This is a genomic window from Oerskovia flava (genome assembly GCF_026163685.1).
Lineage (GTDB): Bacteria > Actinomycetota > Actinomycetes > Actinomycetales > Cellulomonadaceae > Oerskovia_A > Oerskovia_A flava.
Genome location: NZ_JAOXSR010000002.1, coordinates 418260 through 442718, shown reverse-complemented (window position 1 = coordinate 442718; position 24459 = coordinate 418260). Strand labels below are relative to the sequence as shown.

General features: G+C 71.6%; 25 protein-coding genes. 17 read left to right on the top strand and 8 right to left on the bottom strand.

Features of this window, described 5'->3' with window-relative positions:
- Positions 1–12: 12 nt before the first annotated feature.
- Positions 13–666, top strand: coding sequence for a thymidine kinase (locus tag OHL10_RS06725; protein WP_265521396.1), 654 nt, complete (start codon positions 13–15; stop codon positions 664–666).
- Positions 667–691: 25 nt separating this feature from the next.
- Here OHL10_RS06725 and sepH read toward each other — a convergent pair whose 3' ends face one another.
- Entirely contained in the window at positions 692–1945 is a 1254-nt protein-coding gene (gene sepH, locus OHL10_RS06720) for a septation protein SepH (protein ID WP_265521395.1), read from the bottom strand.
- A 168-nt stretch (positions 1946–2113) separates the two neighbouring features.
- Between sepH and OHL10_RS06715 the strand changes: the two genes are divergently transcribed.
- The 3 genes from OHL10_RS06715 (at position 2114) to OHL10_RS06705 (ending at position 4127) form a co-directional block, all read left to right on the top strand.
- Entirely contained in the window at positions 2114–2767 is a 654-nt protein-coding gene (locus tag OHL10_RS06715; RefSeq protein WP_265521394.1) for a trimeric intracellular cation channel family protein, read from the top strand.
- Positions 2768–2770: 3 nt separating this feature from the next.
- Positions 2771–3622 carry an inositol monophosphatase family protein gene (locus tag OHL10_RS06710; protein WP_265521393.1) on the top strand — a complete coding sequence of 284 codons (852 nt, stop codon included), beginning with the start codon at positions 2771–2773 and terminating at the stop codon, positions 3620–3622.
- A 205-nt stretch (positions 3623–3827) separates the two neighbouring features.
- Positions 3828–4127: a DUF4193 domain-containing protein gene (locus OHL10_RS06705; RefSeq protein WP_265521392.1), complete on the top strand. Its 300-nt coding sequence runs from the start codon at positions 3828–3830 to the stop codon at positions 4125–4127.
- A gap of 92 nt (positions 4128–4219) precedes the next feature.
- Here the strand turns inward: OHL10_RS06705 and OHL10_RS06700 are convergent, their stop codons facing one another.
- Complete coding sequence (locus OHL10_RS06700; protein ID WP_265521391.1) at positions 4220–4672, bottom strand: DUF3093 domain-containing protein; 453 nt, start codon at positions 4670–4672, stop codon at positions 4220–4222.
- Between the two features lie 110 nt (positions 4673–4782).
- Here OHL10_RS06700 and dut point away from each other — a divergent pair, with 110 nt between their 5' ends.
- From dut to OHL10_RS06680, 4 genes are all read left to right on the top strand, one after another.
- Positions 4783–5265, top strand: coding sequence for a dUTP diphosphatase (dut, locus tag OHL10_RS06695; protein WP_265521465.1), 483 nt, complete (start codon positions 4783–4785; stop codon positions 5263–5265).
- Positions 5266–5387: 122 nt separating this feature from the next.
- Positions 5388–6110, top strand: a complete 723-nt coding sequence (locus OHL10_RS06690) for a DUF3710 domain-containing protein (RefSeq protein WP_265521390.1) — start codon at positions 5388–5390, stop codon at positions 6108–6110.
- A gap of 2 nt (positions 6111–6112) precedes the next feature.
- Entirely contained in the window at positions 6113–6484 is a 372-nt protein-coding gene (locus tag OHL10_RS06685) for an OB-fold nucleic acid binding domain-containing protein (RefSeq protein WP_265521464.1), read from the top strand.
- Positions 6485–6551: 67 nt separating this feature from the next.
- Complete coding sequence (locus tag OHL10_RS06680) at positions 6552–7406, top strand: DUF3159 domain-containing protein (protein ID WP_265521389.1); 855 nt, start codon at positions 6552–6554, stop codon at positions 7404–7406.
- Between the two features lie 54 nt (positions 7407–7460).
- Here the strand turns inward: OHL10_RS06680 and OHL10_RS06675 are convergent, their stop codons facing one another.
- The gene (locus OHL10_RS06675) at positions 7461–8126 is read right to left on the bottom strand and encodes a potassium channel family protein (RefSeq protein WP_265521388.1); all 666 of its coding nucleotides are present in this window, start codon (positions 8124–8126) and stop codon (positions 7461–7463) included.
- Positions 8126–8779 carry a potassium channel family protein gene (locus tag OHL10_RS06670; RefSeq protein ID WP_265521463.1) on the bottom strand — a complete coding sequence of 218 codons (654 nt, stop codon included), beginning with the start codon at positions 8777–8779 and terminating at the stop codon, positions 8126–8128. Before OHL10_RS06670 ends, OHL10_RS06675 begins: the two co-directional genes overlap by 1 nt.
- An 88-nt stretch (positions 8780–8867) precedes the next feature.
- On the opposite strand from OHL10_RS06670, the gene OHL10_RS06665 reads away from it, so the two are divergent.
- Together OHL10_RS06665 and OHL10_RS06660 are read left to right on the top strand one after the other, a co-directional pair.
- Positions 8868–10871, top strand: coding sequence for an APC family permease (locus OHL10_RS06665; protein ID WP_265521387.1), 2004 nt, complete (start codon positions 8868–8870; stop codon positions 10869–10871).
- Between the two features lie 132 nt (positions 10872–11003).
- Complete coding sequence (locus tag OHL10_RS06660) at positions 11004–12281, top strand: class I SAM-dependent RNA methyltransferase (protein WP_265521462.1); 1278 nt, start codon at positions 11004–11006, stop codon at positions 12279–12281.
- A gap of 18 nt (positions 12282–12299) precedes the next feature.
- Here the strand turns inward: OHL10_RS06660 and OHL10_RS06655 are convergent, their stop codons facing one another.
- Positions 12300–12815, bottom strand: coding sequence for a DUF6328 family protein (locus OHL10_RS06655; protein ID WP_265521386.1), 516 nt, complete (start codon positions 12813–12815; stop codon positions 12300–12302).
- 148 nt (positions 12816–12963) lie between these two features.
- Between OHL10_RS06655 and OHL10_RS06650 the strand changes: the two genes are divergently transcribed.
- Positions 12964–13152: a hypothetical protein gene (locus OHL10_RS06650; protein ID WP_265521385.1), complete on the top strand. Its 189-nt coding sequence runs from the start codon at positions 12964–12966 to the stop codon at positions 13150–13152.
- A 238-nt stretch (positions 13153–13390) separates the two neighbouring features.
- Entirely contained in the window at positions 13391–16159 is a 2769-nt protein-coding gene (gene acnA, locus OHL10_RS06645) for an aconitate hydratase AcnA (RefSeq protein WP_322645524.1), read from the top strand.
- Between the two features lie 146 nt (positions 16160–16305).
- On the opposite strand, the gene OHL10_RS06640 is transcribed toward acnA, so the two are convergent.
- Positions 16306–17139 carry a DeoR/GlpR family DNA-binding transcription regulator gene (locus tag OHL10_RS06640; RefSeq protein WP_265521384.1) on the bottom strand — a complete coding sequence of 278 codons (834 nt, stop codon included), beginning with the start codon at positions 17137–17139 and terminating at the stop codon, positions 16306–16308.
- A 248-nt stretch (positions 17140–17387) separates the two neighbouring features.
- On the opposite strand from OHL10_RS06640, the gene OHL10_RS06635 reads away from it, so the two are divergent.
- The 5 genes from OHL10_RS06635 to OHL10_RS06615 all read left to right on the top strand — a co-directional run bounded on the left by OHL10_RS06635 (position 17388) and on the right by OHL10_RS06615 (position 22805).
- Positions 17388–18671: an ABC transporter substrate-binding protein gene (locus OHL10_RS06635; RefSeq protein ID WP_265521383.1), complete on the top strand. Its 1284-nt coding sequence runs from the start codon at positions 17388–17390 to the stop codon at positions 18669–18671.
- Positions 18672–18774: 103 nt separating this feature from the next.
- Positions 18775–19722 (top strand): carbohydrate ABC transporter permease, encoded by a 948-nt coding sequence (locus OHL10_RS06630; RefSeq protein ID WP_265521382.1) that lies wholly within the window; start codon positions 18775–18777, stop codon positions 19720–19722.
- Position 19723: 1 nt separating this feature from the next.
- A complete protein-coding gene (locus OHL10_RS06625) occupies positions 19724–20587 on the top strand; it encodes a carbohydrate ABC transporter permease (protein WP_265521381.1) in 864 nt (287 codons plus the stop codon).
- Between the two features lie 71 nt (positions 20588–20658).
- On the top strand, positions 20659–21519 hold the full coding sequence (locus tag OHL10_RS06620) for a ketose-bisphosphate aldolase (RefSeq protein ID WP_265521380.1): 861 nt from the start codon (positions 20659–20661) through the stop codon (positions 21517–21519).
- 59 nt (positions 21520–21578) lie between these two features.
- Complete coding sequence (locus OHL10_RS06615; RefSeq protein ID WP_265521379.1) at positions 21579–22805, top strand: ADP-dependent glucokinase/phosphofructokinase; 1227 nt, start codon at positions 21579–21581, stop codon at positions 22803–22805.
- A 33-nt stretch (positions 22806–22838) separates the two neighbouring features.
- On the opposite strand, the gene OHL10_RS06610 is transcribed toward OHL10_RS06615, so the two are convergent.
- Complete coding sequence (locus OHL10_RS06610) at positions 22839–23735, bottom strand: aminoglycoside phosphotransferase family protein (protein WP_265521378.1); 897 nt, start codon at positions 23733–23735, stop codon at positions 22839–22841.
- The gene (locus OHL10_RS06605) at positions 23732–24445 is read right to left on the bottom strand and encodes an NUDIX hydrolase (RefSeq protein ID WP_265521377.1); all 714 of its coding nucleotides are present in this window, start codon (positions 24443–24445) and stop codon (positions 23732–23734) included. Before OHL10_RS06605 ends, OHL10_RS06610 begins: the two co-directional genes overlap by 4 nt.
- Positions 24446–24459: the final 14 nt, after the last annotated feature.

Sequence of the window (24459 nt, the reverse complement as noted above, 5' to 3'; positions counted from 1 at the left end):
AGGCAGACCACCGTGGCTGAGCTCGTCTTCTTCTCCGGGACGATGGACTGCGGCAAGTCCACCCTCGCCCTCCAGCTCGACCACAACCACGCCGCCCGGGGCCGGCGTGGCCTGATCTTCACCCGTGACGACCGCGCCGGCAACGACCGGTTGTCCTCGCGGCTCGGTCTCGAGGTCGTGGCGCGCGAGGTCACCGACACCACCGACTTCTGGGCCGAGGTCACCGGTGAGCGTGGGCGGGGGAGCGTGGAGTACCTCGTGTGCGACGAGGCGCAGTTCTACTCGTGCGACCAGGTCGAGCAGCTCGCACGACTGGTGGACGAGATCGAGATCGACGTCTTCGCCTTCGGCATCACGACCGACTTCCGCACCCGCCTCTTCCCGGGCTCGACGCGCCTGATCGAGCTCGCGGACCGTGTCGAGGTGCTCCAGGTGCAGTCCCTGTGCTGGTGCGGTGCGCGCGCGACCCACAACGCCCGGACGGTCGATGGGCAGATGGTGGTCGAGGGCGCGCAGGTCGTCGTCGGCGACACGGACGCCGGCGAGGTGAGCTACGAGGTGCTCTGCCGCCGCCACCACATGCGGAGGATGACGTCCCGCTCCGCCCGCGTGCTCGCCGGGTCGCCCGGTTCGCTCTACCTGGACCTCGCCGACCAGGACGGCTGACCCGCGGCGATCGGCGCGAGCGCCCTCAGTGCTCGGGTCGCGCGCCGAAGACGATCTCGTCCCAGCTCGGGACCTTCGCGCGGCCCTTGCGCGCCGCTCGTCGTGCCTCCCGGTTCGGGGCGTCCGGCTCGTGCCCGTGCGATCCGGGGGACGGCTGCGGCGGGGCCTGGGGCGACGTCGGGGGTGGGGTCGCAAGTGCCGACGCGGACGGGTCGTCGCCCGGTGACGGGTGCTCGGCCCCCGGTCCGTCGGTCGCCTCCGTCCCGTGGGGGCGGGGTGCGTCGTCCGCACGGCTGACGTCGTCGGTGCTCGTCGTGCCGTCGGTCGCCGCGAGCTCGACCCGAGGCCGGGCGAGCGTGAGGACCGTCGCGCCGCGTGAGGGGTGCGACGCCAGGGCCGGGGGATCCAGGCCCTCGAGGTCGAACGTGCTCTGCGGGCCGAACTCGTCGGGCCGGTGCTCGGGCCCCGGCGGGTCGTGGTCGCCGGTCTCGTCGTCGAGGTCGTCGGTGCTCTCGGTGCTCGGGGCGCGCACCCCCCGTCGTTGGCTGAGCGCGTCGAGCAGGGTCGCGGTCTCGTCGTCGGCGGGCTCCGCCGGCGGGGGCGGTGCGTCGTCAGGCTCGGCCGCCGGCGGGGGCACCGCGGCGAGCGCGCGGCGCGGTGCCGCGTCGACGTCGAAGACGGGCGCGCCGATGCCGCGGGGGAGCGGCGCGTCGGCCGTCTCGCCCTGGGAGAGCCAGCGGGCCTCGTCGTCGAGGTCGTGCAGCGCGCGGCTCGACGGGTCGTACGTCCACCGTGCGGTGCGGGTCTTCTCGCCGATCCGGAAGGCGGCGGTGAGGACCCACGGCTTGCCGGTCTCCCGCGCGGCCGTCCACTCGACGCTCTCGGGGTCGACGTCGCGGGCGGTGAGCCGCGCGGACGCGAGGTCACCGAGGGTGGGGGAGTCGGCGTCGTGCCCGACGACGGTCGACTGCGCCCGGCGGATCACGTACTCCTGCTCCGCCTCGACGGGGCCTGCGTACCGCCGGACCTGCTCGGTGGGGATGCCCGCCGTCTCGGCGACCTCGTCCACCGACTGCCCGGCACGCAGGCGTGCCTGGATCTCACGCGGCGGCAGGCTGCTCGCGTCCTGGGCGCGCAGGTGCTCGAGCTGCGGCCGGTCCCGACGCACGGCGGCGCGCAACGACTCGGTGATGGGCAGCACGAACTGCGTGCCGTCTGCCCCGGCGAGGACCAGGTGCTCCCCGTCCTCGTGCAGCTTCACCAGCTCCAGCTCGCCCATCGATTCCTCCAACACCCAGCAGATCGGTGCACTCCGGCCGGCACCCGCTTCCTCGAGGGTGCCATCTCCCGTGCCTGTGGTGCGACAAGCGGTGCGGTGTGCCGCGGACTCGCGTCGGCGTGCCGCCTGGCCTGGGCGGGGAGACGGGAGGCTGGGATGATGCGTGGTGTGACCCCGGACCTCCCCCTGAACGACGTGCTCGAGCTGGGCGGCATCTTCTGCGTCGCGCTGTCGGGCGGCCTGTCCGCGGTGCGCAAGCGGTTCGACGTCTTCGGGGTGCTCGTGCTGGCCTGGGCAGCGGGTCTCGGGGGCGGGATGCTGCGCGACGTGCTCATCGGCGCCGTGCCGCCCGTCGGCATCTCCGACTGGCGGCTCGTGGCCACGGCGGTGCTCGCCGGCCTCGTGATCTTCTTCTTTCACCCGCGCCTGGAGCGCATGCGCCGCACGATCATCGTCCTCGATGCCGGAGCGTTGGCGCTCTTCGTCCTCGTGGGCACGGTCAAAGGGCTCGAGCTGGGTGCGGGGATGCTCGCGTCGGTGTTCGTGGGCGTCCTGACCGGCGTCGGTGGGGGCATCCTGCGCGACGTGCTCACGGGTGAGGTCCCGCTGATCCTCCAGGACCGCCAGCTCTACGCGATCCCGGCGCTGCTCGGTGCGGGGGCGACCGCGGTGCTGTGGCAGGTGGACGCGCTCACGGTGTGGACGCAGGGCGCCGTGGTGCTGCTCGTCTTCGGGCTCCGTCTGCTCTCGCTCCGGCTCGGCTGGTCCGCGCCCGGTCCGTGGATGGGTCGCCGCGGCGGATCGCCGTCCGGCAGGATGTGACGCGTGATCACCTTCAGCGACGACCCCCGCCTGCCCGACGACGTCACGATCGCCGACCTGCGCGACCTCGCCGAGCGGTTGGCCAGGGAGGCCGGCGCGCTCGTCCGTGCCGGCCGGCCGGACCGCGTCGAGGTCGCGTCGACCAAGTCGAACGACGTGGACATCGTCACCCAGATGGACGCGGACTCCGAGCAGCTCCTGCGCCGGATGATCGCGCAGGAGCGCCCCGACGACGCGATCCTCGGTGAGGAGGAGGGCGCCTCCGCAGGGACGTCGGGCCTGACGTGGGTGATCGACCCGATCGACGGCACGGTGAACTACCTCTACGGCGTGAGCTCGTACGCCATCTCCGTCGCGGTGGTCGCCGGTGACCCGGACCCCGCGAGCTGGACCGTCCTCGCGGGGGCGGTGCACTCGGTGGTGGACGACCGGACGTGGACCGCCGGGATCGGCGGGGGAGCGACCCTGGACGGCGTGCCGGTGACGGTCAACCCGGTGACCGACCTGGGTCGCGCGCTCGTCGGGACGGGCTTCGGGTACGACCCTCGCCGGCGGGCCGAGCAGGGCCGGGTCCTCGCCGAGCTCCTCCCGCGTATCCGCGACGTGCGGCGCCTGGGTGCGGCGGCGATCGACCTGTGCCTCGTGGCCAGCGGCGAGCTGGACCTGTACTACGAGCGCGGCCTGAACCCGTGGGACCTCGCGGCCGGGAGCATCGTGGCGCACGAGGCGGGAGCGCACGTCGGTGGGCTGCGCAACGGGCCTGCGGGGGAGGCGATGACGGTCGCCGGGGCACCGGAGGGGGCCCGCGCGCTCACCACGATCCTGGAGGAATTGGACGCCGACTCCGGCTGGTGACGCGCGCCACGCGCGCACAGGGTGCGCCACGTCGGGAAATGGTGCAGAATCCGTTCGCCTGCCGGGAACAATTCCGGTGCGCAACGCATTACTACCGCGTACACCAGTACGGATGTCCTCCGACATCCCACGGCGTGGAGCGGCGGACTCCGCCGACGACCACGACCCACCGATCGATACCACGTTCCGGAGTGTGACCCCCCAGATGGCAACTGACTACGACGCCCCCCGTAAGAGCGAAGAGGAGCTCAGCGAGGACTCGATCCAAGAGCTGCAGGCTCGTCGCTCCGACAAGAGCTCGGGCGTTGTGGACGAGGACGAGACCGAGGCTGCCGAAGGGTTCGAGCTCCCGGGCGCGGACCTCTCCGGCGAGGAGCTCTCCGTCCGGGTGCTGCCGCGCCAGGCGGACGAGTTCACCTGCGCGAGCTGCTTCCTCGTGCACCACCGCAGCCAGCTCGCGTACGAGAAGAACGGGCAGCAGATCTGCTCGGAGTGCGCGGCCTGACCCGACGCGTTCGCACGCGCCCGGCACGCTCGACCACGGCCGTCGCCCCCCGAGGGGCGGCGGCCGTCGCCGTCGTCAGGAGCCTGCCGTCGTCACGCCGCTCCGAGCGCGGCCGCGAGCTCGGCCGGCCGGCGCGTGGAGACGACCCAGCAGGGGGTGGGGTCGTCCGGGTCGGTCACCGTGACCGAGATCCCGGTCCGGGCCCACGAGCGCAGGCAGACGTAGGAGCGGGCGTCGAGGTCGGGCCCGAGCGCGTGCCGCATGCCCTCGGCGTCGAGCACCCGGACCTCGCCGAGCAGGTCGAGCGGGATCTCGGCGCGACCCGCACGGAACCGGTCGCCCACGACGGTGACGACCGGCGAGGTCCACCACAGCAGTGCGAGCGCCACGACCGCGGCGCCGCCGCCGACCGCGACGGCGATGGACCGGTCCGCCGGCCACAGTGCGACACCGACGGCGGCCGCGAAGGCCAGGCCGGCGACCCACCCCCCGATGCCTGGGAGGAGTCGTTCGTGGTGGCGGACGTCGAGCTCTGCGCGCTGCATCCCCCGAGTATCCCAGTCGCGGTGGCCGGGTTGCCGACACGTGGTCGCACCCACCCCGTGTCCGCACTAGGCTCTGGCGGGTGTCCACCGAAGAGACTGCGGAAGCGCCCGTGCGCGAGCACACGGTCACCCCTGAGCCGACCGACGTCGACGTCCTCCTCGTCCTCCTCGACGACGGGGTCCCGATGCCGGGCTACGCGCACCCGGGCGACGCCGGCGCGGACCTCGTGACGACCGTCGACGTGCAGATCCCGCCGGGAGGTCGGGTGACCGTCCCGACCGGTGTCGCGATCGCGCTCCCGCAGGGGTACGCGGCGTTCGTGCACCCGCGCTCGGGACTTGCCGCCCGGCACGGGCTGACGATCGTCAACGCACCGGGCACGGTCGACGCCGGGTACCGCGGCGAGATCAAGGTGATCCTGCACAACACCGATCCCACGACGCCGGTGGTGCTGCACCGCGGTGACCGCGTCGCCCAGCTCGTGGTGCAGAAGGTCGAGCGTGCGCGGTTCGTCCGCGCCGAGCGCCTTCCCGGTTCGCACCGGGGCGAGGGCGGGTTCGGTTCCAGCGGAGGGTGGACGGCGCCCCGCTGACGGGTGCTGCCCACGGTTCGACCTGCCACCAGGGCGGACTACTGTGGACGAGGGAGGGTTTCCTCACCTCAGGTGCCACGACCTGCCGTGGTCGTGGTCGAACTGTCGAAGGAGTGCGTTTCGTGGCTTTGTTCCGGCGTAGTGCGTCGCAGCCGTCCGAGGAGGTGCCTGCGCGGTCCGCCGACACGCCGTCGGACGAGACCGCGCGGTCCGAGGCGCCAACGACGGGGCCGTTCGACGCCTCGCAGGTGGACGGCCCGACGGGCCGGGTGGACCTGGGCGCGATCTGGCTGCCCGGGGTGCGTGGCATGGAGCTGCGCATGGAGATCGACAAGAAGACGCAGAAGATCACCGGCGTGGCCTGCGCGGTCGGCGGGTCCGGCTTGCAGGTGCAGGCGTTCGCCGCGCCACGCACCGAGGGCATCTGGGACGAGATCCGCGAGGAGATCGCCCAGTCGGTGACGCAGCAGGGCGGCACCGTGGACGATCTCCCGGGTCCGTTCGGCCGAGAGCTGCTCGCGCGGCTTCCCGCGACCGCCCCGGACGGCCGGACGGGCACCCGCCCGGCCCGGTTCGTCGGGTTCGACGGGCCGCGCTGGTTCTTGCGCGGCGTCCTCACGGGCAAGGCCGCTGTTGATCCCGCCGAGGCGAAGGTCCTCGAGGCGGTCTTCGCCAACATCGTCGTCGTCCGGGACCAGAGCCCGCGCCCGCCGCGCGACCTGCTCTCGCTGAACCTGCCCGGCAAGGGCGCGACGGCGCAGGTGCCGCCGGCCGGGGGCGCGACGCCGGAGGCGCCGACGTTCGACCCGCTCACGCGTGGCCCCGAGATCACGGAGATCCGTTGACCATGACGAACCTGCGCGAGGTGCTGCGCTCGGTCGTCGCGAGCCAGGAGGAGCTGACGGCGGGGGAGGAGCGCGACGAGGCCGCCCGCCAGGTCGGCTGTTCCGCGGTGTCCGGGCTCACGAACCGCTCGCGCGCCACCGTCGCGGGCGTGCTGCGCTCTGTCGTCCTGCGTCCCCGGGACGGCGTGCCGACCGTCGAGGCGGAGCTGTACGACGGCTCCGGCGCGGTCGACCTCGTGTGGCTCGGGCGGCGCCGGATCGCGGGCATCGAGCCCGGCCGGCGCGCCAAGGTCGAGGGGTTCGTCTCCGAGATCGACGGTCGTCGCACCATGTACAACCCGCGCTACGAGTTGCGCCCCCGTCCCGGCGAGTGATCGCTGCGACGGGAGCCTCCTGCTGCCCGGCCACCCTGAGCACCCCGTCACCGACGAGAGATCTACCATGACCCACGTTCCCCCTGGCCCCGAGCCGCGGCCCGAGAACTCCGCCCCCGGGCAGCACACCCCGCCCGCAGCCGGGCCCGTGGAGCCCGCCGGCGACACGGTCGACGTGGTCGGCGCGGTCGGCGCCGCTGATGACGTCGCGGCGCCGGAGGACGGCACCGCGCGCGGCGTGCGGGCGCTCACCGCTGAGCGCTTCTCGCTCGCCGAGACCATCGGTGGTGTGCGAGGACTCGTCGAGTCCGTGGCGCCCGGGCTCGTCTTCGTGGTCGTCTACACGGTGACGCGCGAGCTCTCGCCGGCCCTGTGGTCGTCGGTCGCGGTGGCGCTCGTGGCCGTCGGCGCGCGGCTGGTCCAGCGCACCCCGATGACGCAGGCGTTCGGCGGGCTGCTCGGCGTCGGTATCGGTGTGCTGTGGGCGTGGCGGTCCGGAGAGGCCCAGGACTACTTTGCCTGGGGCCTGTGGGTCAACGCGATCTACCTCGTGGCGATGCTGGTCTCGATCCTCGTGCGCTGGCCCGTCGTCGGGCTGGTCGTCGAGGCGCTGCGCAGCGGCTGGTCCGGTGGGAGCGGCGAGGTGCCCGAGGGGGGCGTCGTCGCCGCACTGCGTCGCTGGGCGGCGACGTGGCGCGAGGACCCGGTGCGGATGCGCCGCTACGCGGTGGCGACGTGGCTCTGGGTGGGGATGTTCGCGGTGCGCCTGGCCGTGCAGCTCCCGCTCTACCTGCAGGCGGAGGTCGGCTGGCTCGGCACCGCGCGCCTCGTCATGGGCATCCCGCTCTGGGCGTTCGTGCTGTGGCTGACCTGGGTGCTCGTCCGGCGCCCGCACCAGGCCACGCAGCCGCAGGCCGGGTAGCCGCAGGGCGGGAAGCCACGCGCCGGGGTCGCCCGGCGGCTCTCCGCGCCCGGCCTACTCGCCCGTCACGAGCAACCTCTGCAGCGCGTCCTCGTCGACCTCGCGGCCCGTGACGATGAGGAGCTCGTCGCCCGCCTCCAGGGTGTCGTCGATGCTCGGGGCGATGGGCAGGGGGCCACGGACGATCGCGGCGAGGACCGTGTCCGGCGGCCACCGGACCTCCCCGACGCGGCGTCCGATGAGCGGTGAGTCCGGTGGCAGCGTCAGCTCGAGGATGTCCGCCCCGGACTGGTGGAACGTGAAGATGCGCACGAGGTCGCCGACCGCGACGGCCTCCTCGACCATCGCCGTCATGATGCGCGGGGTGGACACCGCGACGTCCACGCCCCACGACGAGTCGAACATCCACTCGTTCTTCGGGTTGTTCACCCGCGCGACCGTGCGCGGGACCCCGAACTCGGTCTTCGCGAGCAGGGAGACCACGAGGTTGACCTTGTCGTCGCCCGTGGCGGCGACGATCACGTCGCACCCGTCGGTGCCTGCCTCCGAGAGCGACGAGAGCTCGCACGCGTCGGCGAGCAACCAGTCGGCGTCGGCCACCTGGGCGACCCGCATCGCGGCCGGCTGCTTGTCGATGAGCATGACCTCGTGGTCGTGGCTGAGCAGCTCACGGGCGATGGAGCGGCCGACCGACCCCGCCCCGGCGATGACGACGCGCATCAGTCCTCCTCCGCCTCAGGGGCACGCGTGAGGACCCGTTCCACCGTCGCGGCGTCCGTGCTGCGCATCAGGACGTGCAGGACGTCGTTCTCCTGCAGCACCATGTCCGGGGTCCCGAGCACGCCGTCGCCGAATCGTGAGACGAACGCCACCCGCGCGCCGGTCGCGCGCTCGATCGCCCGCGCGGAGCGACCCACCCAGTCGGGGTGGACGTCGACCTGCGCGAGGCGGACCTGGCCGGACGCGTCCCGGTACTCGTCGGTCGCCCCGAGCGGCAGCATCCGTCTCAGCACCTGGTCGGCCGTCCAGCGCACGGTCGCGACCGTCGGGATACCCAGCCGTTGGTAGATCTCCGCCCGGTGCGGGTCGTAGATGCGTGCCACGACGTTGTCGACGCCGTACGTCTCGCGCACGACCCGGGCCGAGAGGATGTTCGAGTTGTCGCCGTCGGAGACCGCGGCGAACGCGTACGCGTCCTCGATCCCCGCCTGGACGAGGGTGTCGCGGTCGAAGCCGACGCCGGTGACCTTCTTCCCGGAGAAGTCCGACGGCAGGCGCCGGAACGCATCCGGGTTCTGGTCGACGACGGCCACGGAGTGGCCGCGGTTCTCGAGCGAGCGCGCGAGGGTGGCACCCACCCTGCCGCAACCCATGATCACGAAGTGCACGAGCGAAACGCTATACCTTCCCCGGGCGTCGTGCGGGCGCCCGGCGCCCGCGTCGGGCATAGCATGGGGCTTCGTGTCGGACATCGTGGATGCTGCGAAGCGGTTGCTGCTGGGTCGCCCCGTGCGCAGCGACCGCGAGGGCCATGCGCCGCTGCCCAAGCGGGTGGCCCTGCCCGTGTTCGCCTCCGACGCCCTGTCGTCGGTCGCCTACGCCCCCGACGAGATCCTCCTGACGCTCGCCGTGGCCGGCGTGGCGGCGACGACGATCTCGCCCTGGGTCGGACTCGCGGTCGTGGTCGTGCTGCTGACCGTGGTGCTCTCCTACCGCCAGAACGTGCGTGCCTACCCGTCGGGTGGCGACTACCGCGTCGCGACCGTGAACCTCGGCCCCAAGGCCGGTGTCGGGGTCGCCTCCGCGCTGATGATCGACTACGTGCTCACGGTGGCGGTGTCGCTCTCGTCCGGCGCGCAGTACATCGCCAGCGCCGTGCCCGCCGCGCGCGGTCACGAGACCCAGGTGGCGATCGTCCTGGTCGCCGTCCTCGCCCTGATGAACCTGCGGGGGGTGCGTGAGTCGGGGCGCTTCTTCGCCGCCGGGGTGTACCTGTTCATGCTTGCCGTCGGGGTCACGGCCGTCGTCGGGTTCCTCCAGCACGTGACGGGGAACCTTGCCCAGGCGCAGAGCGCGGGGCTCGACGTCGTCCCGGCGAGCGACCTCGACCAGGGCCTGCTCGGCATCGCCGGCGCACTGCTCGTGGCGCGGGCCTTCGCCTCGGGCTGCGCCGCGCTGACGGGCGTCGAGGCCGTGAGCAACGGCGTCCAGGCGTTCCGCGAGCCCCGGGCGCGCAACGCCGCGACGACGCTCGTCATCCTCGGCGCGATCTCCGCGACGATGATGATGGTGATCCTGCTCCTCGCGCGGGCGACGGGTGTGCAGTACGTCGAGGACCCGCAGACCCAGCTCTCCTCGGGCGGGGGACCGGTCCCGGCGGACTACGTGCAGCACCCTGTGCTGGGTCAGCTCGCCGAGGTGGTCTTCCGCGGTGCACCGGTGCTCTTCGTCGCGGTGGTCGCCGTGACGGCGTTCATCCTCGTGCTCGCCGCCAACACCGCCTTCAACGGGTTCCCCGTCCTCGGGTCCATCCTCGCGAAGGACGGCTACCTGCCCCGGCAGCTCCACACGCGCGGCGACCGGCTCGCGTTCTCCAACGGGATCATCACCCTCGCCGTGGCCGCGATCGTGCTGGTCTGGGTGTTCGACGCCGAGGTCACTCGGCTCATCCAGCTCTACATCGTGGGCGTGTTCGTGTCCTTCACCCTCTCGCAGCTCGGCATGGTCCGGCACTGGACCCGTGCCCTGCGTACCGAGCCGAACCCGCGCGAGCGGTCGCGGCTGCGACGCTCGCGGGTCATCAACGCGGTCGGCCTGCTCCTGACGGCCGGGGTCCTCGTCATCGTCCTCGTCACCAAGTTCACGCACGGCGCGTGGATCGCGGTGCTCGCGATGGCGCTGATCTTCGTGCTCATGCGGGCGATCCGCAAGCACTACGACCGGGTCCGGGACGAGCTCGCGCTCGGCGACGACCCCGCGTCCACCCGGGCGCTGCCGAGCCGCGTGCACGCGATCGTCCTCGTGTCGCGGCTGCACCGCCCGACGATGCGCGCGCTGTCCTACGCGCGTGCCACACGGCCGTCCGTGCTCGAGGCCGTCACGGTGGGGGTCGACGCCGACGAGATCGCCGAGATGACCCGCGAGTGGGAGGCGCTCGAGCTGCCGGTCGCCCTGCGTGTGCTCGACTCCCCGTATCGGGAGATCACGCGCCCGATCCTGTCCTACGTCCGCTCCGTGCGGCGGGAGAGCCCGCGGGACCTGGTGGTCGTGTACGTGCCCGAGTACGTCGTCGGGCACTGGTGGGAGCGTCTGCTGCACAACCAGAGCGCGATGCGCCTCAAGAGCCGGCTGCTCTTCACGCCGGGCGTCGTGGTGGCCTCGGTGCCGTGGCAGCTGTCCTCGACCCAGGGGCAGACGGGCCTCGAGGGCGAGGGCTACACCCAGAACCTCCCGCCGCGGTACTGACGCCCGCCGGGCGGCCCCGTGGTCCGCGTCCGGGATACTGGACGGGTGCCCCGACCCGAGAACCAGCCCGAGACCGCCGCGACCCCCGAGCCGACCGCCACGAGCGGACCGGCCGACGGCTCACCGAACGATGTGCCGTCCGACGTGTCACCGACCGAGTCGTCGGAGTCTCGACCTCAGGTCGAGGTGGAGGTCGGACCGGTCGCCCACGGCGGCCACTGCGTGGCCCGGCTCGACGGCCGGGTGGTGTTCGTGCGGCACGCGCTGCCGGGCGAGCGGGCACGTGTGCAGATCACCGAGGGGGAGCAGGACGCCCCGTTCTGGCGCGGCGACGCGGTCGAGATCCTGGAGCCGTCGCCCGACCGCGTGGCCTCCGTGTGGCCCGAGGCGGGCCCGGGAGGCGTCGGTGGTGGTGAGCTCGCGCACGTCGCGCTGCCCGCCCAGCGGCGCTGGAAGGCGGGCGTCGTCGCCGAGCAGCTGCAGCGACTGGCGCACCTTGACCTTCAGGTAGAGGTCGAGGGTCTGCCGGGGGACGACGAGCGCGACGGTCTCGGCTACCGCACGCGGATCGACCTCGTCGCCGACGCCGAGGGTCGGGCGGGGATGCACAAGCACCGCTCGCACGACGTCGTGGCGCTCGACACCATGCCCCTCGCCACCCCGGAGGTGCTCGCCCTCGCCGAGCGCGAACGTGTCTTCACCCGCCGCTGGCGCCCGGGCACGCGCCTCGAGCTCGTCGCCCCGGCCGGGGGGACGCCCCCCGTGCTGCTCGTCGACGACGCGGTCTGGCGGGCCGGGCACCTCGACAAGCGGCCCAACGCGCGCCGGTCCGTCGTCGAGAATGTCAGCCTGCGTGGCGTCGAGCACACCTTCAAGGTCGCCGCCGACGGGTTCTGGCAGGTCCACCGCGCCGCTCCCCTCGTCCTCGGCGAGGCCGTGCTCGACGCCGTCGGGGACGTGCAGGGCGGCCGGGTGGTCGACCTCTACTCCGGTGCCGGCCTCTTCTCCCTCCCGCTCGCGCACGCGGTCGGCGACGGCGGGCACGTCGTCGCGATCGAGGGCGACCCCCGTGCGGTCAAGGACGCCCGGCGCAACGCGCACGGCGCCCCGCAGGTCGAGCTCCACCACGGGCCGGTCGAGCGGGTCCTCGCCCGTGGCGAGCACGCCGCGCGCGGCGGCGCGGACGTCGTCGTGCTCGACCCGCCGCGCACCGGCGCCGGTCGCGCGGTCGTCGAGCGCGTGGCGGCGCTCGGGCCCCGCAGCGTCGTCTACGTGGCGTGCGACCCCGCGGCGCTCGCCCGGGACGTCGCCTACCTCGCCGAGCACGGCTACACGCTGAGCACCCTGCGCGCGTTCGACCTCTTCCCCCACACGCACCACGTCGAGGCGCTCGCGGTCCTCACCCGCTGATGCCCGGTGGGTCGTCGCTCAGCGCGGGTCCCGCTGCCGTGCCGCGTCGCGCGAGCGCAGGACCGGCAGCACGAGCCACAGCCCGGCCAGGGCCGCCAGGACGCACGCGCCGACGACGATCCCGGCGGCTCGCCCGGCGACGACGTCGAACAGCAGGAACGTGCAGCCCGACACGAGCACCCCGAGGACGAGCAGCCCGCACCGCGCGAGGCGGTCGGCGAGGGTGACGAGCGTCAGCTTGAGCCCTCGCCGGAAGAGGAAGCGGTGCAGGCTCACCGGCGCGACGAGGAAGCCCGTGGCGAGCGCCGCGAGCACGACGAGCACGAGGTAGGTCCCTCGCTGCACGTCGTCGAGCTCGGTGAACCGCTGCTGGAACGGGACCGTGAGCAGGAACCCGGTGAGGATCTGCACGCCCGTCTGCGTGACCCGCAGCTCCTGCAGCAGCTCGTTCCAGTTCCGGTCCAGGCGCTGGTTGACGCTCTCGTGCCGCCCGTCGTCCCGCTGCTCACGGCCAGCGGCGTCGTTGGTACCCATCCGACCTCCTCGACCACGCCCGCACCCGGTGGGACCCGGACGCCCGGCGGCCCGGACCGCCACCGCTCCGGGTACTCCAGGATGTCGCATCCGGGTCGGTCCGGTGTTCCAGAGGCACTGCGGGTGGTTCGGCCCGACAATGGGCGCGATGCCTCTGCTCGTCTACGTCGGTTCCCTCCTCCTGCTCGCCGGCCTCGTGCTCGCCGGGCGGGTCCTGCGGCGCAGCCCTCAGGACGAGTCGACCGGCGCGCACGGCCTGGTGCTCGCGCTGGGTCTGAGCCTGGTCGCCTGGGGAGCGATCGCCCTCGTGGTCGCCCTCGCGACGGCCGGTCCCTGACGGCGGACCGGACGCATATATCTTGACGTCAAGATATATGCGGTATGCTGGTCGCGGTGCTGGTCGGACCGCTGCCTCGCACGGCACGGGCCGCGCACCACGCCCGGCGTAGGCTGGGCAAAGCCCCCCGAGCACCACCCGTCAGACATCAGCAACGCCATCCGACGGTCGCCACGACCCTGCCCGAGGCACGGTCGGCGGCAGGTCGTCACCGTCTCGCCACGCAGAAGGAGCCATCGTGAGCAGCGTCGACACGTTCAGGTCGAAGGGAACCCTGGAGGTCGGTGAGAACTCGTACGAGATCTACCGTCTCTCCGCCGTCGAGGGCGCCGCGCGCCTCCCGTACAGCCTCAAGATCCTGGCGGAGAACCTCCTGCGCACCGAGGACGGTGCCAACATCACGGCCGACCACGTGCGGGCGATCGCCGCGTGGGACCCGGACGCCCAGCCGGACACCGAGATCCAGTTCACGCCGGCGCGCGTGATCATGCAGGACTTCACCGGTGTGCCCTGCGTCGTCGACCTCGCCACGATGCGCGAGGCCGTCGCGGACCTCGGCGGCGACCCGTCGCGCATCAACCCGCTCGCTCCCGCCGAGATGGTCATCGACCACTCGGTGCAGATCGACGTCGCGGGCCGCCGCGACGCCTTCGAGCGCAACGTCGAGTTCGAGTACCAGCGCAACCACGAGCGCTACCAGTTCCTGCGCTGGGGCCAGACGGCGTTCGACGACTTCAAGGTCGTCCCGCCCGGCACCGGGATCGTGCACCAGGTCAACATCGAGTACCTGGCGCGCACCGTCATGACGCGCACCGTGAGCACCCCCGAGGGCGACGTCCTGCGCGCCTACCCGGACACCTGCGTCGGCACCGACTCCCACACCACGATGGTCAACGGCCTGGGTGTCCTCGGCTGGGGCGTCGGCGGCATCGAGGCCGAGGCGGCGATGCTCGGCCAGCCCGTGTCGATGCTCATCCCGCGCGTCGTCGGCTTCAAGCTGTCGGGGAACATCCCGGCGGGCGTCACCGCGACCGACGTCGTGCTGACGATCACGCAGATGCTGCGCCAGCACGGTGTGGTCGGCAAGTTCGTCGAGTTCTACGGCGAGGGTGTGGCGGCCGTGCCGCTCGCCAACCGCGCCACCATCGGCAACATGAGCCCCGAGTTCGGTTCGACCGCGGCGATCTTCCCGATCGACGAGGTCACGGTCGACTACCTGCGTCTGACCGGTCGCAGCCAGGAGCAGCTGGCGCTCGTCGAGGCGTACGCCAAGGAGCAGGGCCTGTGGCTGGACCCGTCCGACGAGAGCTACGTCGAGCCGGTCTTCTCCGAGTACCTCGAGCTCGACCTGTCGACGGTCGTGCCGTCCATCGCCGGCCCCAAGCGCCCGCAGGACCGCATCGAGCTGTCGAACGCCAAGTCCGCGTTCGAGCGTGACCTGCCGACCTACGCGCCCGAGGTCGTCGACGCCGTCGACCAGGCGGAGAAGGAGTCCTTCCCGGCGTCCGACTCGCCCGCCGTCTCCTCCCAGGTCCGTCGTACCGTCGAGGTGACGGACTCCGAGGGCCGGACGTTCGACCTGTTCCACGGTGCCGTGGCCATCGCCTCGATCACCTCGTGCACCAACACGTCGAACCCGTCGGTCATGCTCGCGGCCGCGCTGCTCGCGAAGAAGGCGGTCGAGAAGGGTCTCGAGGCCAAGCCGTGGGTCAAGACCTCCATGGCCCCGGGCTCGCAGGTCGTCACGAACTACTACGAGAAGGCCGGCATGTGGCCGTACCTCGAGAAGCTCGGCTTCCACCTCGTGGGCTACGGCTGCGCCACCTGCATTGGCAACTCGGGCCCGCTCGACGAGAAGATCTCCGAGGCCGTCAACGACCACGACCTCGCCGTGGTCTCCGTGCTGTCGGGCAACCGCAACTTCGAGGGCCGCATCAACCCCGACGTGAAGATGAACTACCTGGCGTCCCCGCCGCTGGTGATCGCGTACGCGCTCGCCGGCACGATGGAGTTCGACTTCGAGCACGACCCGCTGGGACGCAACGAGGACGGCACGCCCATCTTCCTGCGTGACATCTGGCCCACGCCCGAGGAGGTCCAGGCGACGATCGACTCCTCGATCGACCGCGCGATGTTCACCAAGGACTACGCGGACGTCTTCACCGGTGACGAGCGCTGGCGCGCGCTGTCCACGCCCGAGGGTGACACCTTCGAGTGGGACGAGCAGTCGACCTACGTCCGCAAGCCCCCGTACTTCGACGGCATGACGGCCACACCGGAGCCCGTCACCGACATCTCGGGCGCTCGGGTGCTCGCGAAGCTCGGGGACTCGGTGACGACGGACCACATCAGCCCGGCCGGTGCGATCAAGGCCGACAGCCCGGCGGGGGTCTACCTCGCCGAGCACGGCATCGCGCGCCGCGACTTCAACTCCTACGGCTCGCGCCGCGGGAACCACGAGGTCATGATCCGCGGGACGTTCGCGAACATCCGCCTGCGCAACCAGCTCCTCGACGGCGTCGAGGGCGGGTTCACGTACAACTTCGTCTCCGGCGCGCAGGACACGATCTACGACGCCGCGCAGGACTACGCCGCGCAGGGCACGCCGCTCGTCGTGCTCGGCGGCAAGGAGTACGGCTCCGGCTCGTCGCGTGACTGGGCGGCCAAGGGCACGGCGCTGCTCGGGGTGAAGGCCGTCATCACGGAGAGCTTCGAGCGGATCCACCGCTCGAACCTCATCGGCATGGGCGTCCTGCCGCTGCAGTTCCCGGCGGGGGAGAGCGCGCAGTCGCTCGGCCTGGACGGGACGGAGACGTTCGACGTCGCGGGCGTGACGGCGCTCAACGACGGCACGACGCCCGAGACGGTGCAGGTGACCGCGACGAAGGCCGACGGCACGGTCGTCGCGTTCGACGCCGTCGTGCGGATCGACACCCCGGGCGAGGCGGACTACTACCGCAACGGCGGCATCCTGCAGTACGTGCTGCGCTCGCTGGTCGCCTCCTGACGACCCGCCACCTGACGGATCGCTGAGCGGCGTCGACTAGCGCGACGCCGCCGGTCGCCGGCTCTGCACGACGGGGCGCTCACCTCCTCGAGGTGGGCGCCCCGTCGTCGTCCCGGGACGGGTCGTCCCGGGACCGTCGGGACGGCTCAGTCGCCGGCGGCCGGCGTGAGGACGGTGACGCCCGCGGCCTCGAGGGCGCGGGCGAGGTCGGCGGGCGGCGCCGAGTCCGTGACGAGGTAGTCGGCCCGCGAGAGGTCGGAGATCTGCGCGAAGAGGCGCCTGCCGAACTTGGAGTGGTCGGCGAGGACCGCCACGCGCGACGCGCGCTCCATCATCTGGGCCATCATCGCGGCCTCGCCGAGGTTGCTCGTGGAGAAGCCGCTCTCCGCGTGGACGGCGCCGACGGCGACCAGGGCGAGGTCGCACCGGATGTCGACGTCACCGGCGGCCGGGGCGAGCTGGAAGCTCACCGGCCCGACCGTCGCCTGCGCGCTGAGCCGGACCTGCCCCCCGAAGACGTAGAGGTCGCGGAAGACCTTGGGGGAGATCTCGGCCGGCAGCCGCAGGCTGTTGGTCGCGATGGTCAGCTCGCGGTGCTCGCGCAGGTGGCGGGCGAGAGCCAGGGTGGTGGTGCCCGCGTTCGTCATGATCGACGAACCGTCGGTGACGAGCCCGGCCGCGATCTCGCCGATCTTCTCCTTCGCGGCGGCCTGCAGGCGGACCCGGACGTCGAGCCCGGTGTCCGGGCGCGGGACGGCCGAGAGGCTGACGGCCCCGCCGTGCGTCCGGATGAGGATGCCGTCGGTGTCGAGCTGGTCGAGGTCGCGCCGGATGGTGTCGGGGGAGACGTCGAACCGCTCCGCGAGCTCCGCGACGGTCACCTGCCCGATCTCGGCCACGTAGGCCGCGAGCTCCGCCTTGCGGCCCGCGGGCAGTCGGCGGGCCTGACCGGTGGCGTCCGTGGCAGCAGTGCTGGTCATGACAAGAGTTCTAGCACATAAACGCACGTGCGTGCAGGAACGTGCTGACCGTCGGCATGCCCGGACGCAGGCCGAGACGGCCGTGCCGGGCGCCATCCCCCCGCCGCTCGTCGTTGCCAGGACGCCGGAACTGTTGCGAACTTGTGCCTTGACGTGCGGATGATTGCTGGCTAGCGTGAGCGGAACAAGCATCAATGCGCATGGAAGCGCATGATGTTGCACTTCTACTTCAAGGAGAGTGGAGAGAGATGAGCAACGGCGCTCTCGCACGACGGCGGTTCCTCGCACTTCTCGGTGTGTCTGCCCTGGCCCTCACGGCGGCCTGTGGCAACGGGGGCGACGACGACACCGCAGCCGGTGGTGACGTCACCCTCGAGTTCTCGCAATGGTGGGAGCCCGAGCTGCCGGAGGGCTCGCTGCGAGCGCTCATGGACGAGTTCGAGGAGCAGAACCCCGGCATCACGGTCGAGCTGCTCAGCGGACCGTACGCCTCGACCAAGGAGCAGGTCGTCGCAGGTGCGGCGGCCGGCACGATGTCCGACGTCGTCGGGCTCGACGGCGCCTGGGTCTCCGACTTCGTCAAGCAGGGCTCGATCGCGAGCCTCACCGACGTCATGGGCGAGGCCGGCTACGACGACAGCCAGCTCGCGGCGCAGATCCAGATCGACGGCGCGACCTACATGATCCCGGTCGTCAACTTCGTCTACCCCCTCCTGACGAACGACCAGCTCCTCGCGGACGCGGGCATCGACGCGCCGCCGACGAACCGTACCGAGTTCGCCGAGGCTGCCAGCGCTGTCAACGACCTGGGTGACGACGTCAGCGGCTGGGCGCTCCCGCTGTCGCTCGAGGCCCCGAACGGGGTGCAGAACGACGTGATGTCCTGGGTCTGGGCCTCCGGTGGCAGCATGCTCGCCGACGGCCAGCCGGCGGTGACGAACGCCGAGGTGACCAGCGCGACCGAGTACATCGCCGAGCTGTGGGAGGCGGGCGTGATCGCGCCGGGCTCGTTCACCATGAAGGAGCAGGACAAGGTCGAGGAGTTCACCAACGGCCGCGTCGGCATGGTGATCAGCTCGCTCGCGCACGTCAACACGCTGCGCGAGTCGAACCCCGAGCTCGAGTTCAGCGTGTCGGCGATCCCGGCCGAGGACTCCTACACCGGTGAGCGCGGCATCCCCTACGCGTCGTGGGGCATCGGCATCGCCGAGAACAGCGAGCACAAGGCCGAGGCCTGGAAGCTCGTCGAGTTCCTCATGAGCGAGAGCGTCAACTCCGAGCTCTCCTCGCTGGCGAACGCCTTCCCCGGCAACACCGAGTCCGTCCCGGACTTCGTCGAGGGCGACCCGGTGTTCGCGGACGCCTTCGAGATCTACTCCAGCGGGTACCCGGAGAACGAGTTCACGGGTCTGCCGGTCGCGGAGGAGCTCATGCGGATGTTCGGTGAGGAGCTGCAGCGGACCCTCAACGGCGACCAGAGCGTCGACGAAGGGCTCGAGGCCGCTCAGGCCCGCTGGTCCGCGGAGTTCTGAACGCGGTCCGCGCCACTCGTCCCGCTCGTCACGACCGCTCGTCGTGCCAGGCCGCCGTCACCCGACGGCTCGGCACGACGAGCCCCACCCGGAGGCGGCTGCCTTGAGCAAGATCAGTACCCTCCCGCCGGCCATGCTCAACCCCCCGGCGGGACCCCCCGTGCGGAGACGGCGGCGGGGCCTGCAGCGGCGCGCGACGCCGTACCTGTACCTCCTGCCCACGATCGCCCTGATGATCATGCTGATGGTCGTCCCGATCATCATGGTCTCGGGCTACTCGGTGATGGACAACGTCATCACCAACCAGAACCCGCAGCCGGTCGGCCTCGCGAACTACGTCGAGGTCCTCACGGATCCCGTCTTCCGCACGGCCGTCGGCAACACGATCTACTTCACGGGCGTGAGCGTCGTCGCCCACCTCGTCCTGGGGCTGGTGTTCGCCCTGCTGCTCAACAGCCCGCTGGTCGGTGGTCGGACCAAGGCCCTGTTTCGGCTGGTGTACGTGCTCCCGTGGTTGTTCACGGTCGCGATCATCGCCGTCCTGTGGCGACTGCTGCTCAACCCCAACGGTGTCGTCAACTACCTGCTGCAGGCGGCGGGGGTCATCGACGCGAACGTCGAGTGGCTCGCGAACCCCGACACGGCGCTGCACGCCGTGACGTTCATCAACATCTGGGCGGGCTACCCGTTCTTCATGATCAGCCTGCTCGCCGGCCTGCAGGGCATCCCCAAGGAGCTCTACGAGGCAGCGCGGGTCGACGGGGCGAGCATCGTGCAGCAGTTCCGGCACGTCACGCTCCCGCAGCTCAAGCCGATCATCATCTCGATGGCGCTGCTCGACTTCATCTGGACCACGCAGCAGTTCGCGCTGATCTGGATGACGACGGGCGGCGGCCCGATCAACGTCACCGAGATGCTCAGCACCTTCACCTACAAGCTCGCCTTCAGCAGGTACGAGTTCTCCCTGGCGTCGGCGAGCGCCGTCATCATCCTGCTGATGTCGATGATCCTGGCCTACTTCTACGTCAGGCACCAGAAAGCGCGGGACTGACATGACCCAGAGCACTCTCGTGACCACGAGCACCCACCAGCGTGGCGGCATGAAGAAAGCCGGTGTCCTCGTCGGCCTGGTCCTCGGAGCTCTCTTCGCGGGCTTCCCGGTGATCTGGATGGCGCTGAGCTCCTTCAAGTCCAACCGGGAGATCTTCGAGTCCCCGCCCCGGATCATCACCGACAGCTTCTCGCTCGACTCGTACATCACGATCCTCACGGATCCCGTGAAGGTGCGGTTCTTCGTCAACAGCTATGTCATCGGGCTGGCGGTCACGGTGCTGACGCTCGTGGTGGCGATCTTCGCCGCCTATGCGTTCAGCCGGTACGAGTTCCCGTTCAAGCGGGTCCTCAACGTCGTGGTGATCAGCGTCCAGGCGGTCCCGCCGATCACGCTGCTCATCCCGTACTTCGGGCTGATGGTGACGCTCGGGCTCTACAACACCTACCCGGGCCTGATCCTCACCTACATGGTCTTCACGCTGCCCTACGCGATCATCATGCTCACGGGCTACTTCAACACCCTTCCCCGCGAGCTCGACGAGGCCGTGAAGGTCGACGGCGCGGGACCGATCACGGCGTTGTGGCGCATCCTCGTGCCTCTGTCGGTGCCCGGCCTCGTCTCGGTGGGCCTGTACACCTTCATGATCGCCTGGAACGAGTTCCTGTTCGCGCTGACGCTCACGCGGACGCAGGACATGCGCACCGTTCCCATCGGCATCCAGCTCCTCATGGGACAACACTCCTACGAGTGGAACGAGATGATGGCGATGAGCGTCCTCGGGTGCATTCCCATCCTCGTTCTCTTCCTCTTCTTCCAGCGCTACTTCATCGGAGGGATGACGGCCGGTGCCGTGAAGATCTGACGCCTACTCGCCGACGTCCCCACCACCTCTCAGCCAGCCCTCAAGAATCCGACAGGAAAGAGAACAAGACGATGCTCATCAACGGACGTGACCTGCTGGCCGTGGCGAACGACAACAACTTTGCCGTTCCCGCGTTCAACATCAGCGACTACGCGATGCTCAACGGCGTCGTCGACATCAGCGAGGAGCGCCGCGCGCCGCTGATCGTCGCGATCCACCCCGACGAGCTCAGCCACCTGGGTGCGGACGTCATGGCGTCCGTCATCGCCCGGGCGCACCGCGCCACGGTGCCGGTCGCGGTGCACTTCGACCACGGTGCCTCCTACGAGCAGATCCTGCTGGCGATCCGCACGGGCTTCACGTCGGTGATGATCGACGGCTCGATGCTCCCCTTCGACGAGAACGTCGCGATGACCCGCCGGGTCGTGGAGTCCGCGCACCAGCTCGGCATCTCCGTGGAGGGCGAGCTCGGGACCATCGGCAAGACCGACGACGAGGCGGAGGACGGCGCGGCGACCATCATCTACACCGACCCCGAGGACGCGGTGACGTTCGTCCGCGAGACGGGGGTCGACTCGCTCGCCGTGGCGATCGGCACCTGCCACGGGATCTACCCGGCGAGCATGAAGCCCGAGCTCAAGCTCGACCTGCTGCGGCAGATCAAGGCGGCGGTGGACATCCCGCTCGTCCTGCACGGCGGGTCCAACAACCCCGACGCGGAGATCGGTGAGTCGGTCAAGCTCGGCGTCAACAAGATCAACATCTCCTCGGACATCAAGGTTGCCTACCACACGAAGATGCGCGAGATCCTCGCCGACGACTCCCTGCGTGAGCCGAACTCCATCCAGCCCCCGTGCGTCGAGGCGATGAAGGTCACGGCGTCGCAGAAGATCGACCTGTTCGACGCCGCCGGCAAGGCCGAGCTCTACTGACCGGGCGGGCGGACGGGCAGGTGGACGGGCACGAGATCGCGCGCGGGACAGGACAGGTGATGATGGACCGCATCATGCTGGGCCTGGGTGGCACCGTCGACTACGAGATCGTGTGGGACTCCGCCACCATCGAGGCGCTCGTCCTCGAGCACGGGATCCGGGCGGCAGAGCTGAGCACCACCGTCCCGGTGGACAGCGTGCGCAACCTGCTCGTGACGGTCCTCGCGTTCGTGCGGGACGGCGTCGGGGGGGAGCGGTTCGTCGCCTCCTCCGACGTCGTCGAGGACTTCGCGGCCCGCTTCGACTCGCGGACCACCCTCGGCGGCACCGGTGTGCGGGGCGCGCTGGCGATGGCGACGCTCGGGGTGCGCAGCACCGTGCACCTCGTGAGCATCGACGACCACGTGCGCAGGCTCCTACCACCGACGATCGCGTCGCTGTGCAGCGCGCAGGAGGACTCGTTCGACCCGCACCTCATCGTCCAGTTCCCGGCCGGGGCGCGGGTCCGGGCGGGTGACCTCGACCTGCGGGCGCCCCACCCGAACCGGCTCATCTACGCGCACGACCCGCCGAACCGTGAGCTGCGCCTCCACCCGGACCTCGGGACGTCGTTGAGCCGTGCGGAGATCTTCCTCGTCTCGGGCTTCAACTCGATCCAGGACCCGGCGCTGCTCGCCCGCCGGCTCGCCGAGCTCCGTGCCCACATGTCGCGCCTGCCGGCCGGAGCCCTGACGTTCTACGAGGACGCGGGCTTCCACGTCCCGGCGCTGCGGGAGGCGGTGATCGACGGCTTCCTCGACCTCGTCGACGTCTACTCGATGAACGAGGACGAGATGCAGTCCTCCCTCGCCCGCCGGGTCGACCTGCTCGACGCCGACGACGTCACCGAGGCGCTCGTGGAGCTGCACGCCGCGGTGCCGGCGCGGTTGCTGGTGGTGCACACGAAGTACTGGTCGGCAGCGCTCGGGCGGGACGCGCAGCGGTACCGCGCGGCGTTGCAGGGCGGGATCACGATGGCGAGCACGCGGTACGTGGTCGGCGACGGCTTCGACGCCGTGGACTATGAGGCCGTCGGGCGCTCACCGGTGCACCCGCTGGGCGCGGCCGTCGTCGACGCGGTGCGCTCCCGGCTCACGAACCGACCGGGCACGACGGACCGGTCCGCGGACCACGAGTTCTGCGGTGTCCCGGCGTTCGTCCTCACCACCCCGACGCCGACCACGATCGGGCTCGGCGACACGTTCGTCGGCGGCTTCATCGCCGCGCTCGCCGTCGCCGCCCCCTGACCCGGGCGTCCGTGCTGTGCTCCGCGTGACCGGTCAGGCGTCGTCCAGCACCCGGTGCAGCGCCTCGGCGCCGAGCCGGCGGACCCACTGCGTCTCGGGTCCGGACTCGAACATCGACGTCGCCATGGACAGTGCCCAGCCGCGTGCGCGGAGCCAGACCGGGTCGTCGTCGGCGTACCGCTCGCCGAGGCGCGCGCGGTAGACCGCCCGCCCGGCGTCGTCGAGCACCAACCACGCCGTGGCGAGGTCGGTCGCGGGGTCGCCCGACGTCATGTCGCCGAAGTCGACGACCGCCGCCAACCGGTCGTCGGGGGACATCACGAGGTTGCCCGGGTGCGGGTCGCCGTGCAGCCACAGCGGTGGGCCGCTCCACCCGGGTGTGCCGACGAGCCGCGACCACAGGTCGAGGACATGCGGGCCGTCCGGCACGATGCCGCGCTCCACACGGGCGCGCACCGCGGCGCCGCGGGCGCTGAGGGGCATTCCGCGGAACGGGTTCACCGGGGCGTCCGGCGGTGCGGGCGTGTGCAGCGCGAGGTGGAAGTCCGCGAGCGGCGCGGCGAGCGCGCGGCGCCGCCGGGCCGGGACGTCGGCCGCGCGGCGCCCGGTGATCCACGGCACGACGGACCACGCCCAGGGGTAGGCCCCGGAGCCTGCGGTGCCCCGGCTCGGTCGACCGACGCGCACCGGCGTGGGCACCACCACGGGCAGGTGCGGGGCCAGCGCGGGCAGCCACCGCTGCTCGTGCTCGACGAGGTGTGCCGCGACCTCGCGCCGGGGCATCCGGACGGCGAGGTCGTCGCCGAGGCGGAGCATGACGTTGTCCCAGCCGTTCGCGACGATCTCGAGCGGGAGGCCGGCGAGGTCGGGGTGCTGCTCGGCGAGGAGCCGCCGCACCAGGTCGACCGTGACGTCGAGGTCCGCCCTCACGGGGTGATCTCGAGCTCGCGCGACCGGTCCCACGGCTCGCTCCAGCCGAGGTGGTCGAACAGCGCGTCGAGGATCCCGGCCGTGAACCCCCACACGAGGTGGGTCGTGCCGTCGCCCGCGACCTGGAACGCCGGGCCGCGCCACGTGCGCCGCTCGTGCCGCAGTACGGTCGTGACCCGGTTGTCGGGGTCCAGCAGGTCGGCCACGGGCGTGCGGAACACGTGCGCGGACTCGCCCGGGTCGACGACGTCCACAGGCGTCTGACATGCCCACCAGCCGAGCACGGGCGTGACGACGTGGTTGCTGACCGGCATCGGGAGCGCGGACAGCGCGCCGAGGACGTCGACGCCGGCCGGGTCCAGCCCGGTCTCCTCCTCGGCCTCGCGCAGGGCGGCGGTGACCGCGTCCTCGCCGGGCTCCGCGCGCCCGCCGGGGAACGCGACCTGCCCGGCGTGGGAGCGCAGGGTCCGGGCGCGCGCGAGCAGCAGCACGTCGAGGTCGCGCGAGACGGCCAGCGACTGCGCGTCGTGGTCGGACGGCAGACCGTCGAGCACGCCGAACAGCACGAGGACCGACGCCGGTCGGGCGGCGGAGGCGTCGGCGAGCTGCCCGCGGGCGTGCGGCCACGGTCCGGGGAAGCGGGCGTCGCGCGCGAGCGCCTCGAGCTGGGAGCGGGCCGAGCTCGTCGCGAGGGGTTCGGAGGTGCTCACCGGAGGCAGGTTAG

Coding starts and splice junctions, on each gene's coding strand:
- sepH (WP_265521395.1), bottom strand. CDS start 1,945: ATGGGCGAGCTGGAGCTGGTGAAGCTGCACGAGGACGGGGAGCACCTG.
- OHL10_RS06705 (WP_265521392.1), top strand. CDS start 3,828: ATGGCAACTGACTACGACGCCCCCCGTAAGAGCGAAGAGGAGCTCAGC.
- OHL10_RS06700 (WP_265521391.1), bottom strand. CDS start 4,672: ATGCAGCGCGCAGAGCTCGACGTCCGCCACCACGAACGACTCCTCCCA.
- OHL10_RS06685 (WP_265521464.1), top strand. CDS start 6,113: ATGACGAACCTGCGCGAGGTGCTGCGCTCGGTCGTCGCGAGCCAGGAG.
- OHL10_RS06680 (WP_265521389.1), top strand. CDS start 6,552: ATGACCCACGTTCCCCCTGGCCCCGAGCCGCGGCCCGAGAACTCCGCC.
- OHL10_RS06675 (WP_265521388.1), bottom strand. CDS start 8,126: ATGCGCGTCGTCATCGCCGGGGCGGGGTCGGTCGGCCGCTCCATCGCC.
- OHL10_RS06670 (WP_265521463.1), bottom strand. CDS start 8,779: ATGGGTTGCGGCAGGGTGGGTGCCACCCTCGCGCGCTCGCTCGAGAAC.
- OHL10_RS06655 (WP_265521386.1), bottom strand. CDS start 12,815: ATGGGTACCAACGACGCCGCTGGCCGTGAGCAGCGGGACGACGGGCGG.
- OHL10_RS06650 (WP_265521385.1), top strand. CDS start 12,964: ATGCCTCTGCTCGTCTACGTCGGTTCCCTCCTCCTGCTCGCCGGCCTC.
- OHL10_RS06640 (WP_265521384.1), bottom strand. CDS start 17,139: ATGACCAGCACTGCTGCCACGGACGCCACCGGTCAGGCCCGCCGACTG.
- OHL10_RS06635 (WP_265521383.1), top strand. CDS start 17,388: ATGAGCAACGGCGCTCTCGCACGACGGCGGTTCCTCGCACTTCTCGGT.
- OHL10_RS06625 (WP_265521381.1), top strand. CDS start 19,724: ATGACCCAGAGCACTCTCGTGACCACGAGCACCCACCAGCGTGGCGGC.
- OHL10_RS06620 (WP_265521380.1), top strand. CDS start 20,659: ATGCTCATCAACGGACGTGACCTGCTGGCCGTGGCGAACGACAACAAC.
- OHL10_RS06615 (WP_265521379.1), top strand. CDS start 21,579: ATGATGGACCGCATCATGCTGGGCCTGGGTGGCACCGTCGACTACGAG.